11 protein-coding genes are annotated in these 12,022 nt (G+C 62.3%); 4 read left to right on the forward strand and 7 right to left on the reverse strand.

The annotated features are described in order from the left end of the window. The first annotated feature begins 49 nt into the window (after window positions 1-49). From K5Q02_RS23370 to K5Q02_RS23380, 3 genes are read left to right on the forward strand one after another with little or no spacing between them, the layout of a single operon-like run. Window positions 50-1,039, forward strand: coding sequence for an aldo/keto reductase (locus K5Q02_RS23370; protein WP_225834863.1), 990 nt, complete (start codon window positions 50-52; stop codon window positions 1,037-1,039). Between the two features lie 16 nt (window positions 1,040-1,055). Next, entirely contained in the window at window positions 1,056-1,649 is a 594-nt protein-coding gene (locus K5Q02_RS23375) for a flavodoxin (RefSeq protein WP_225834865.1), read from the forward strand. 36 nt (window positions 1,650-1,685) lie between these two features. Next, window positions 1,686-2,189, forward strand: a complete 504-nt coding sequence (locus tag K5Q02_RS23380) for a (R)-mandelonitrile lyase (RefSeq protein WP_225834866.1) — start codon at window positions 1,686-1,688, stop codon at window positions 2,187-2,189. 48 nt (window positions 2,190-2,237) lie between these two features. On the opposite strand, the gene K5Q02_RS23385 is transcribed toward K5Q02_RS23380, so the two are convergent. Then, window positions 2,238-3,362, reverse strand: a complete 1,125-nt coding sequence (locus K5Q02_RS23385; protein WP_225834869.1) for a metallophosphoesterase — start codon at window positions 3,360-3,362, stop codon at window positions 2,238-2,240. Window positions 3,363-3,988: 626 nt separating this feature from the next. Between K5Q02_RS23385 and K5Q02_RS23390 the strand changes: the two genes are divergently transcribed. Then, entirely contained in the window at window positions 3,989-5,245 is a 1,257-nt protein-coding gene (locus K5Q02_RS23390; protein ID WP_225834871.1) for an OprD family porin, read from the forward strand. A gap of 66 nt (window positions 5,246-5,311) precedes the next feature. On the opposite strand, the gene K5Q02_RS23395 is transcribed toward K5Q02_RS23390, so the two are convergent. The 6 genes from K5Q02_RS23395 to K5Q02_RS23420 all read right to left on the reverse strand — a co-directional run bounded on the left by K5Q02_RS23395 (window position 5,312) and on the right by K5Q02_RS23420 (window position 11,926). Further along, window positions 5,312-5,857 carry a nucleotidyltransferase family protein gene (locus K5Q02_RS23395; RefSeq protein ID WP_225834873.1) on the reverse strand — a complete coding sequence of 182 codons (546 nt, stop codon included), beginning with the start codon at window positions 5,855-5,857 and terminating at the stop codon, window positions 5,312-5,314. A 2-nt stretch (window positions 5,858-5,859) separates the two neighbouring features. After that, window positions 5,860-6,828 (reverse strand): XdhC family protein, encoded by a 969-nt coding sequence (locus tag K5Q02_RS23400; protein WP_225834875.1) that lies wholly within the window; start codon window positions 6,826-6,828, stop codon window positions 5,860-5,862. 75 nt (window positions 6,829-6,903) lie between these two features. Continuing rightward, on the reverse strand, window positions 6,904-9,126 hold the full coding sequence (locus K5Q02_RS23405) for a xanthine dehydrogenase family protein molybdopterin-binding subunit (protein WP_225834877.1): 2,223 nt from the start codon (window positions 9,124-9,126) through the stop codon (window positions 6,904-6,906). A gap of 152 nt (window positions 9,127-9,278) precedes the next feature. After that, on the reverse strand, window positions 9,279-10,262 hold the full coding sequence (locus K5Q02_RS23410) for an FAD binding domain-containing protein (RefSeq protein ID WP_225834879.1): 984 nt from the start codon (window positions 10,260-10,262) through the stop codon (window positions 9,279-9,281). Beyond that, a complete protein-coding gene (locus tag K5Q02_RS23415; RefSeq protein WP_225839848.1) occupies window positions 10,262-10,945 on the reverse strand; it encodes a (2Fe-2S)-binding protein in 684 nt (227 codons plus the stop codon). Before K5Q02_RS23415 ends, K5Q02_RS23410 begins: the two co-directional genes overlap by 1 nt. A gap of 657 nt (window positions 10,946-11,602) precedes the next feature. After that, entirely contained in the window at window positions 11,603-11,926 is a 324-nt protein-coding gene (locus K5Q02_RS23420; RefSeq protein ID WP_225834881.1) for a hypothetical protein, read from the reverse strand. Window positions 11,927-12,022: the final 96 nt, after the last annotated feature.

Consider the following 12,022-nt stretch of genomic DNA (forward strand, 5'->3'; position numbering starts at 1 on the left):
TGCACTCGCTACCAGAGAGCAGCGGCCGAACCAGACGGGAGAAGTACAGATGCAAACACGCCAACTCGGCAACAGCGGTCTTGAAGTCTCGGCCATTGGCCTCGGCTGTATGGGGCTGAGCCACGGTTACGGACCGGCTACCGATCGCAGCCAGGCTATAGCGCTGATCCGCGCCGCAGCGGATCGCGGCGTGACCTTCTTCGATACCGCCGAAGTGTACGGGCCGTTCATCAACGAGGATGTGCTTGGCGAAGCCCTGGCCCCCATGCGTGATCAGGTGGTGATCGCCAGCAAATTCGGCTTCACCTTCGGCGACGACGGCAAACAGCAGATACTCGACAGCCAGCCACGGCAGATTCGCCTGGCCGTGGAGGGCTCGCTCAAGCGTCTGCGCACCGAGCGTATCGACCTGCTTTACCAGCATCGCGTCGACCCACAGGTGCCCATCGAGGATGTCGCCGGCACCGTCGCTGAGCTGATTGCCGAGGGCAAGGTGCTGCACTTCGGCCTGTCCGAAGCCGGCGCGAGCACCATCCGCCGTGCTCATGCCGTGCAGCCGCTCGCGGCCCTGCAGAGCGAATATTCGTTGTGGTGGCGCGAGCCGGAGGAGGAAATCCTGCCGCTGCTCGAAGAGCTGGGCATCGGTTTCGTGCCCTTCAGCCCACTAGGCAAGGGCTTTCTCACCGGCGCGATCAAGTCGGGCCAGCAGTTCGGCAGTGACGATTTCCGCAGCCAGGTGCCGCGCTTCGCAGCCAGCGCACTGGATGCCAATCAGGTACTGGTCGAGCTGCTGCAGGAAATCGCCATGGACAAGGGTGCGACACCGGCACAGGTGGCGATTGCCTGGCTGCTGGCGCGCAAACCCTGGATCGTGCCGATCCCCGGCACCACCAAACTGGCCCGGCTCGAAGAGAACCTGGCCGCCGCAACGCTCATCTTCGATGCCGCCGAGATGAGCCGGATCAGCAATGCGGTCGAACAGATTCCGGTGACCGGCAATCGCTATCCCGCGGCGTTGCAGGCGAGGGTCGGTCGATGAAAACCGGAAACTGCTCATGAGCGATGCCCACGACCCACTGCGCCGCACGCTGCTCGCCGCGCTCGCCAGCGTCCCCTTTCTGGCTGGCGCCAGCGCCGCCACCCAGGGCGCCGAGGTGCAACGACAGGGTTCGCGCCTGCTGGTGGCGTACTTCTCGCGAAGCGGCAACACCCGCATCATCGCTGGCATGCTGCAGCGCGCGCTGAGTACCGACCTGCTGGAGATCCAGCCGGCCACGCCCTATCCCGAGGACTACCTGCAAACCGTCGAGCAGGCGCGCCAGGAACGTAACAGTGGCTACCGACCACCGCTTGCATCCACAGAGGTGGATCTCACCTCGTACGACACACTGCTGCTGGGCTTTCCAATCTGGGGCGGCAGCACGCCGCCGGTGATCCGTTCCTTTCTGGCCGCTCACGACCTGTCCGGCAAAACCCTGATCCCGTTCGTCACCCACGGCGGCCATGGCCTGGGCGACAGCGGATCGATCCTCACCAGTCATGCGAAGGGCGCGCGGGTGCTCGAAGGCTTCACCCTGGAAGCCGATCAGGAGCGCCGCACCATGGAGCGCGTCAACCGCTGGCTCGAAGACGCCGGAATCAGCGGCTGAGACGCCCTATCAATTTATCGATTGAGGAGATCCGATATGAGTGCACGTCGAACCAAAGCGTTCGTGACAGCTGCCGCGCTATCGCTGGGCAGCCTCAGCGAGGCGCAAGAACCCACCGATATCCGCATCGCACGAGCCGGCGAACAGCCGTCCGTGCAGGTGCCCGCCGAATACTTCACCGGCAACGTCCGCCTGGATGCGCCGTTCAAGGGCAGCGATGCTGCACGGGTCAGTGGCGGCACGGTCACCTTCGAGCCGGGTGCGCGCACTGCCTGGCACAGCCATCCGCTTGGGCAGACGCTGATCGTGGTCAGCGGCGTGGGCTACGTGCAGAACTGGAATGGCCCGCGCCGGGAAATCCGCCCGGGCGATACCGTGTGGATCGCGCCGGGGGTCAAACACTGGCATGGCGCGACCGCGACCACGGCGATGAGCCATATCGCCATTGCCGAGCAGCTGGACGGCAAGGCTGCCGACTGGATGGAAAAGGTCTCGGACGAGCAGTACGCAGCGCCGCCACAGGCCGCTTCGGCGCAGTGAGGCAGCCGAGCGAACCGTCGTTACCGACGGTTCGCTCCTCAGCCGAAGCTAGCCTTTGGCTGCACGCAAAGTGATGCGGGTGATCTCCGAAGGTTTGCCCAGGCGCAGCGGGAAGCCATTCCACAGCCCCGCGCCATTGCTGACGTACAAACGCATGTCACCCACTGCGTATTCCCCGGACACATAGCCCTCGTTGAACGCCTGGGTGACCCAGTGCATGCCCAGTACCTGACCGCCGTGGGTGTGACCGGACAACTGCAGATCGGCACCGGCGAGGGCATTGCCCGCAGCCGCCAGTGGCCGATGGCTAAGCAGGATCACCGCCGCCTCCGGGGGAACCCCGGCGAGCGCGGCTTCGATGTCAGGCAGCGGCTGACCAAAACGGCTGGCGGCCGGATCGGTGATGCCGGCCAGCACCAGGCTGGCACCCGCGTCCTCGATGGTCACGTGCTCGTTGAGCAACATGGGCAGCCCCAGGGATTCGAAGTGGCCAAGCCAGTTCTGATACTCCGCGTAGTACTCGTGGTTGCCGGGAATCGCGTACACACCGAGCCGTGCGCGCAGATCACGCAGCGGCTCGACATCCTGCTCACGGGCAGCGACGGTGCCATCGACCAGATCGCCGGTGATCACCATCAGATCCGGCTGCAGCGCGTTGGCCTTGGCGACCACCGCTTCCATCCACGGGCGCTGCAGCAGGCGACTGGCGTGCAGATCGGTGAGCTGCACCAACTGCAGGCCATCCAGCTCGGCCGGCAACCGCGCCAGCTCGATCTCGACGTCGCGTACATCCGGCACTCGCACCGCCTGCCAGACGCCCAGCGCCGTCAGCAACATGGCAGCCAAGCCGACGCCTGCCCGTAACCCGGGCGCCTTGACGGCACTGCCGACGGAGCCAGCCCGTGCGAAAACCAGCGCAGTGAAATCCAGCACCAGAAGCACCAACGCGCTGACAATCAGCGCACCGAATGCCCAGCCCAGCAACATCAGTATCTCGCCCGGAATTTCCGGGGAGGCCATGCTGCCGAAAAAGGTACGGGTGATCAGATGGTGCTCGGCGACCAGCAGGATCAGAACGCCCGCCACGCCTTTGACGGGGCGCGACCAGCGCTGGATGCAGATCATTCGCCAGAATACATACAGGGCTATGAGGCCCGTGATCAGGTGAAACACGGTTTATCTCGCTTGTTCAGGAGGTGAATCGGCTGCGGCCTCATGTGACCTCGACAGCGCAACGGGGTGCCGCGTTTTCCTGTAAGCCTTTGCGACAGGAAAAAGCGACGACGCGCTGACTTGTGCCCGCCGGCAAACAGACAATCTATAAAGATAAATTCGGCGTAAATAAAGTATCAATAAACGAATACCCTTATGAGCAGAAGTCATCAATAACAATATCCAACTATCAATATCGCGCCTTACCACGAATGAGCCCAAAGCATATTGCCCATTCCAATGAAAAACAGCACAAAACAAACTTACCGCTTCAATTCAAAGTACTTTTCTACGGGCAAAAAAAACCGCCTCATAGTGAGGCGGAAACCAAAGGATGATGAACTGGAGAGACCACCGGCTACTCTCGGAGCCAATGGTTATGAGTTCATCGCCTCGAATGCTATAGGTAAACCCCTGCCGCTACGCATCATTTCCATCGATAGTAATAATCGACTCCTGTGGTTGGCTCATGCGCCAACGCCGATGATAACTATCGCACTGCGCTGGTATATCCAGCGCACATAATAATTATGTTGTGACATTGGTGAATCAATACTTCAACACCTGCCAATCGACTAGGAGCATCCATGTTCAAACACAAGAAACTCGCACTCGCCTGTGCGTGTCTGGCAGCAGGCATTCCACTGGCACAGGCCAGTGAGCAATCCGAATCCAACGGATTCATCGCCGACAGCAGCCTGAAATTGCTGCTGCGCAATGCGTACTTCAACCGCGATTTCAAGAACAACGCCGCCGACGCCAAGGTGTGGGGCCAGGGCTTCATCACCACCTTCGAGTCCGGCTTTACCCAGGGTACCGTCGGCGTGGGTGTCGATGCCTTCGGTCTACTCGGGGTCAAGCTCGACAGCGGCCGAGGCCGCAATTACAGCGCGTTCTTCGATACCGACGGCGATGGCCGCCCGGTCGACGACCTTTCCCAGGCTGGGGCGGCGGTCAAGCTGCGCTTCTCCAATACGGTAGTCCGTTACGGCAACCAGTTCCCGTCGCTGCCTGTGCTGGCCCATGACGACAGCCGCCTGCTCCCGCAATCGTTCACCGGCACATTGGTCACCAGCAACGAAGTGCAGGGCCTCGAACTGAATGCCGGTCGTTTCACTGCCGACAGCCCCATGGGCGATCCGGCACGGGATGCCAACCGCCTGAAGAACATCGATGTACTGGGTGGCAGCTACGCCTTCACCGACAACCTGAGCGCCGCGCTGTATCACTCGGACGTGGAGGACGTTTACGAGAAGTACTACGCCAACCTCAACTACACCACCGAGCTGAGCGACACCCAGGCGCTCAATTTCGATTTCAACCTGTACCGCACCGACTACGATGACAACTCGGACGCAGCGCTGGACTTCGGCGGCGACGGCCGTAACGACCGCAACAACATCTGGAGCCTGGCGGCCAAGTACAGCGTCGGTTACCACGCCTTCATCATCGCCCACCAGCGAAGCAGCGGCGACGCCGGCTATGCCTATGATTACGGCGATGGCGGCAGCAGCGTCTATCTGGCCAACTCCTACTACTCGGACTTCAACCTGAAGGACGAACGCTCCTGGCAGGCCAGCTACGAGCTGGACTTCGCCGGCTATGGCGTACCGGGCCTGCGCTACAAGTTCGCCTATGTGCGTGGCGACAACATCGACACCGGTGGCGACAAGGAAGGCAAGGAGCGCGAGCTGTTCAACCAGGTCAGCTACACCGTGCAGAACGGTGCGGTCAAAGACCTCTCCCTGCGCCTGCGCAACTCCATCTACCGCTCCAGCAATGATGTTGGCCCGGATCTCAACGAGATTCGCGCCTTCGTCGAATACCCGCTGAGCATTCTGTAAGGCAGCCAAAAGCAAACGACGACCCTCGGGTCGTCGTTTGCTGATCACGCTTGCTGGCCAGAAGCACTATTCGAGCAGACGGCGTACTCGCTGCAGATCTTCGAGCGTATCGATGTCCGTGAGGATGCCCGGATCATCGAGCGGCAGTTGCATAGCACGCCCCGCAGCACGGTAGCGCTGCACGACGGATGCCCCGCCCGCCTCGCCGCTGAGCAAAGCCAGCTCGTCGAAGCACTCGCGAGAGAACCCCACCGGATGGCCTTTGGCGCCATCGAAGACCGGCACCACCACGGGACTGTCCGCCAGGGCAGCAGCCACGCTGCTGATGCTCTGCGCAGTCACCAGCGGCAGATCGCCCGGCAGCACTAGCCAGCCCGAAGCACCTGCGGTAGCCCGCACGCCTTCGGCAATCGAATCGGCCATGCCATCACCACGGGCGCTGTGTACCACGTGAACGGCGAGCCCTGAGCGTTCGACCGCTGCCAGCACATGGTCGAGAACCGGCTTGCCGTGTAGATCGGCCTGCAGCTTGCTCACTGCGCCACCAGAAGCACGGAAGCGCGAGCCGCGACCCGCCGCCAGCACGATCACCACGGGGGCGTTCGACTGCATGCCTACAGCGCCCCCCGGTCGATACCGTTGGCGACCCGTAGCACATCGGCCATGGTCGCCAGGGCGATTTCAGCCGGTGACTTGCTGCCCAGTTGCAGGCCGATCGGAGCGTGAATTCGCTGCATCTGCTCAGGCGTCAGCCCGCCAAGGCGTGCCAAACGCTCCATACGTTTACCGCTGGTGCGCTGCGAGCCCATGGCGCCGATATAGAAGGCGTCGGTACGCACGGCTTCGATAAGCGTCAGATCGTCCATACGCGGATCATGGGTCAGGGCCAGCACTGCGGTGGCGCGATGGGCGCCCTGCTCGGCGATAAAACGTGCCGGCAGCAGTTCGAGTACCTGCATGCCTGGCAGGGTCACTTCAGCGATCACCTCGGGCCGCGGATCGCAGAGGATCACCTCGTAACCGAGGGACAGCGCGAAGCTGGCGCAGAACTCGGCGACCGGTGACCAACCCGCGAGGATCACCCGCAGCACGGCACCCATGCGGATCGACACATGTTCCTCGCCGCGCTGGATCTTCGCATCGCTCATGCTGCCCGGCCGGCACTCGCCGACCCCATTGCCCAACGGCACGTCGCGGATCAGCAGTTCACCGCCGCCGAGAGCATGCTCGACCTGCGCCAGCATCGCCTCGGCGATAGCACCAGGCTCGATGTACTCGACCAGTACATCGAGCACGCCGCCACAGGGCAACGCACGGGTTGGCGTCAATCCGCCCTCGCCGTAGCGCACCACCTGATTGCGGGTGGCGAACGAACCGCTCGCCACCCGCTCGAGAAAATCTTCCTCCACGCAGCCGCCAGACAGTGACCCGCAGAATGAACCGTTAGGCAACGCCACCAGCATCGCACCCGGCGCGCGGGGAGCAGAACCAAAGGTCGACAGCACGGTGCACAACCAGATCGGTTGCCCCTCTGCCAACCAGGCACGAGCCTGCTGAATTACCTGCAGGTCAAGTTGCTTCATCAACACCACCTCGCCACCTCAACCCAGGCAACGCAGGCCACTCGTTTGACGGCCTGCGCTCGTTCACGCCCCCGATTACCGGGTGGCCATCAATTTTTCCTTGGTGATCGGCAGGCTGCGAATACGCTGCCCGGTGGCGTGGTAGACCGCGTTGGCGACGGCGGCTGCGAGCCCCGTCACGCCGATCTCGCCAATGCCCCGTGCGCCGAATTCGCCAAGCTGGTAATCCGGATAGTCGAGCAGCAGCACGTCGATATCCGGCTGGTCGCCATGCACGGGCACCATGTACTCGGCGAAGTTGTTGTTCACCGGCAAGCCATTGCGCGGGTCGTACTCGGCCGCCTCGAACAGCGCCATGCCGATGCCCATGATGATCGCGCCCTCGACCTGATTGCGCGCCGCCAGCGGGTTGACCACCTTGCCGACGTCGATGGCGCTGACCACCCGTGCAACGCGCAGACGCGAGATGCCTGGATCCCAGCGCACTTCGACGAAGTGCACGCCAAAGGAGCGGAAGGAGTACTTGTCGTTCTCCGAGGCACCGCTGTGGTAGGTCGCCTCGGCCCGTGACAGGCGCTGGCGGGTCAGTACATCGGCAAAGCTGGCGTTCACGCCGCCCTTGCTCAGTTGCCCGCTTGCACCCAGTTCCAGGCTCTGTGGATCCTGGCCGGCGAAGGGGCCATTGTTCATCACCGCATACTCGCGCAACTTGTCCAGCGCCTGGCGAGTCGCACCGGCGACGGCAGGCATCAGGCTGGCCGTCACCCAAGAGCCACCGGACAGGGCGCCAGGCGGGAACGACGAGTTGCCCAATTGCACCTCGACACGATCCATCGGCAAGCCAGTCAATTCGGCGACGGTCTGCGCGATGATGGTGTAGGTGCCGGTGCCGATGTCTTGCAAGCCGCACTGCACCAGCGCGCGACCATCGGCGCGGAGGATCACCCGCGCATCGGTCGCCACCTGAAAAGCCTCCCAGTTGCAGGCGCCCACGCCGTAGCCGATCAGCTCGTCGCCTTCGCGCATGGCGCCGACGGCAGCATTACGCTGATGCCAGCCAAAGCGCTCGGCAGCCTTCTCGATGGCTTCGGGCAGGTGATTGCTGGACCACGGCAAGTCAGTGCTTTCATCTTTGCTGGCCAGGTTGTTCTGGCGGAACACCAACGGGTCGACGCCGCTTGCCAGGGCGATCTCATCGATGGCCGATTCCAGGGCGAACAACCCGGGGGCCGCACCGGGCGCACGCATGGAGGTCGGCGTACCGCGATTCACCTGGCCCATGCTGTGGCTGACCAGCACGTTCGGGCAGGAATACAGACTCTTGGTCACCCCGCCGCACGTCTCGGTGTAGTTATCCAGGGTCGAGGTGCTGTTGTAGGACTCGTGACGGATGGACAGCAACTTGCCTTCGCCATCGGTAGCCAGGCGCATCCGCTGGCGGGTTTCCGGGCGATGGCCAACGGTGGTGAACATCTGCTCGCGCGGCAACATCAGTTGCACCGGCCGCTTGGTGACCCTGGCAGCCGCGCAGGCGGCGATGGAGTGCGGCCAGGGCCACAGCTTGGCGCCGAAACCGGAGCCGATGTAGGGCGCCAGCACCTCGACCTGATCGGTGGACAAGTCGAAGACATTGGCCAGCACGTTGCGGTGGTTGACCACCCCCTGGCTGCTTTCGTAGACGAAGAGGCGACCATCACGCCAGTGGGCGGTGGTGGCGTGCATCTCCATGGGATTGTGGGTTTCCACCGGCGTGGTGTAGGTCACGTCGATGCGGTGCGCGGCCTGCTGAAACCCCGCTTCGGGATCGCCACGCTCGTGGCCACCACCACCGGCACGGGCACCACGGGTACGCAGCGCATCCTGCAGGCTGTTGATCGACTCGTCCGCCTGGTAATCGACGTTCACCTGATAGGCGGCCGCCCTCGCCTGCTCGAAACTCTCGGCCACCACCAGGGCTACGAACTGCCCTGGATAGTAGACCCGGTCGTCCTCGAAGGGCAGCCGGTGCTCATCCACCTTGCTGGCAGTGAGGATGTTCTTGATCAGGTTCTTGGCGCCACTGGGCGTGCGATGCAGGCGAGGGAAATTGCCGTGGTGCAGCACCTCGACGACACCGGGCATACGCCGCGCCTGCTCGTCGTGAACCGCCACTATCCGCCCACTGGAAATGCTGCTGTAAACGCCATAGGCGTAAAGCTGACCGTCCAGATGATGATCCGCGGCATACAACGCCGCGCCACTGACCTTGTGACGACCTTCTACGCGTCGCTGGGCGACGCCGATGATTTTATCGCTCATGAATAAGCTCCTGAAGAGCCTTTCACGACCTAGCGAGCTAGAGCCATACAAAGCGAAAATAAGCGAGGAAGCGGAGTTTACGGCTGTAAATGAGCATTCCGAGCTTGTTTTTAACGCAGTAGGGCCGACGCGCAGCAGATCGTGAATAGGGTCTAAGTCGTAAGGTCGCGCAGGTTGCGCATAACCACCTGCTGCCCCAGTGGAATCTTGAAAGCGTTGTGCTCGTAAGCACGCGCCCCTTTGACCGCCAATTCGGCCGCCCGGGCGAACGCCTCCGGGGTGGCCCGCTGGCCGATAAGCGCCCGCTCGGCCTCCGTGGCTCGCCACGGCTTGCTGCCCAGGCCACCGAGGGCGACGCGTGCGTCGGCGATGCGCTGCCCGTCGATTACCAGGATGATCGCGCTGGAAGCCAGGGCGAACTGATAGGAGGCACGGTCGCGCAGCTTGAGATAGGCGGATCGACTGCCGGCAAGCGGCGCGTCCAGCGTCACGTGGGTGATCAGCTCGCCGCGTTCCAGCGCATGCTCGCGCCACGGCGTCGAACCGGGCAGCAGGTGGAAGTCGCCAAACGGGATTTGCCGCTCGCCAGCAGCGCCGCGCACGGTGACCTGTGCGCCGATGGCGGCGATAGCCACGCACATGTCCGACGGGTGCGTGGCGATGCAGTGCTCGCTGGTTCCCAGCACTGCGTGCACGCTGCGATTCAAGCCGCCGATGGCCGCACAACCCGAACCCGGCTCACGCTTGTTGCAGGCTGAGGTACCGTCACGGAAGTAATTGCAGCGCACCCGCTGCATGACGTTGCCGGCGGTGGTCGCCTTGTTGCGCAACTGCGTTGAGGCACCGGCCAGAAGGGCCTGGGAAAGCACCGGATAGTGCTCGCGCACCAGCGGGTGATTGGCCAGATCGGTGTTGCTGACCAGCGCGCCGACGCGCAGCCGGCCATCGGCCAGGCGCTCGACCTGCTTCAGTTGCAGGTGGTTGATGTCGACGATCTGCTCGGGCTTCATCACGTCCAGCTTGACCAGGTCGAGCAGCGTGGTGCCGCCTGCCAGGTAAGAGCGTGGTTCGTCGCCGGTCATCGAACCGACGGCGTGTGCGGGAGACTCGGCACGCACGAAATTGAAAGTCCGCATCAGACCGCCCCTCCCATCTTCGACCGTGCGGACTGCACCGCGCTGAGGATGTTCTTGTAGGCGCCGCAGCGGCAGATGTTGCCGCTCATGGCTTCGCGAACGCTAGCGTCGTCACTGGGGATGTTCGGATCCTTGAGAATCGCCACGGCGCTCATGATCTGCCCGGACGTGCAGTAGCCGCACTGATAGGCGTCGTGCTCCCAGAAGGCTTCCTGTACCGGGTGCAGGGTATCGCCCTGGGCCAGGCCTTCGATGGTGGTGATGCTGTCGCCGTCATGCTGCACAGCGAGGGACAGGCAGGAATTGATCGCCACGTCATTGACCAACAGGGTGCAGGCGCCGCATTGACCGTAATCACAGCCCTTCTTGGTGCCGGTCAGTTGCAGGCGGTCACGCAATACATCGAGTAACACAGCGTTGGCCGGCACGTTCAGCGCGTGCACCTGACCATTCACGACCAGCCGAATACGCTGTTCGCCGACGCCGGGCGCCGACTTGTCCTCGATACCGGGCACGGCATTCTGGACGGTCGCCAGAGCGCTGTCGGGAATCAGGCCGGACAGTGTCGCCGCCGCGATGCCGGAGGCACCGAATTTGAGAAAACTGCGGCGCGTGGGCGATACCGCCAATGCGGCCGGATCCACTTCAACCACCGGGTTCTGCAAGGTCTTCTGGTCTTTCATCACGGTAACCTCAAGGTCGCTCAAGTTGGCGAGCTGCTGAACATCAGCGGCTGCCACGACTCATTTCGTTTTATTGCCAATGCACCAGGCATTGAACTTGGTAGCTGCGGCTCTCACTTCGGTTCAGTGTTTTTAGCGCCCGCTTCATCCAACAAATAATAGGTATTCGCGAATACGAACTTATTCGCCTGCGAAGAGGCGGCATGCGAACAACGGGTAAAGCTAGCAGCTATTGGCGAAGGTGATTAGTAGCGAAATACTGCAAGACCTAATGAGTGAGGCTCATGAATAGTCGGCAGCCAACTGGCCGGCGGTTATTCAGAAAACAACGAGAGAAAGAAGCTATTTTCGACACATGAAGACGCAAGTGCATTTTAAATGCGCCAGCGACTGATGGTTTTATTTAAGAGGTAAACTTGCCTATTCCAATCCGAACAAAGTTTCCTTGGCAGAAACTTAATATTTCCGTAAGCGCATTGACGCGTTTATCAACGACAGGAAGTTGTCTGAAGTTGCCTAAAGCTGAGAGGCGTAAATGGTGGAGTGGGTCGACCAGGAGGGAATTGAAACGAGATCAATTTAGGTACGACAGTACCGAAGGGCTGAGACAACCAGAACCGCAATGCAATCGCCTCACGGTTCTGGCAACGCGGCAGATTACACGTACGCCTGACGAGCGGCACCGCGTGGAAGCCGGTTGCGGCCAGGAATCTGCTCCAGCTTCTGCCGCCATGCCTCCCGCACGCTCAGGGTAGATTCTGGCTCAGCTTGCTTGACCGGCGCTTTGGCGGCGCGGGCAGCTGCACGCAACTCGGCCAGGGTTGGCGTGCGGTTAACGGCCTCGGCTGGGGCAGCATCCTTCTCGAGCGAGCGAAGGCAGAGTTTGCAGGAAACCTGCGCCTGATCCTGGGTAGCGCTGAGGCTCGAGCCGGTGCGGCCACAAGCGACAGCATCAGGGGAAGGCGAGTAGTGAATGGCCAACGTGACATCTCCAGCAGTAAAACGGGGCGGCGATTTTACATATCCGCCGACGTTTCTGTGCAGTCACATGAGAGAAGTCGTGGATAACGAGACGGC

The organism is Pseudomonas sp. MM211, from assembly GCF_020386635.1.
Taxonomy (GTDB): Bacteria; Pseudomonadota; Gammaproteobacteria; order Pseudomonadales; family Pseudomonadaceae; genus Aquipseudomonas.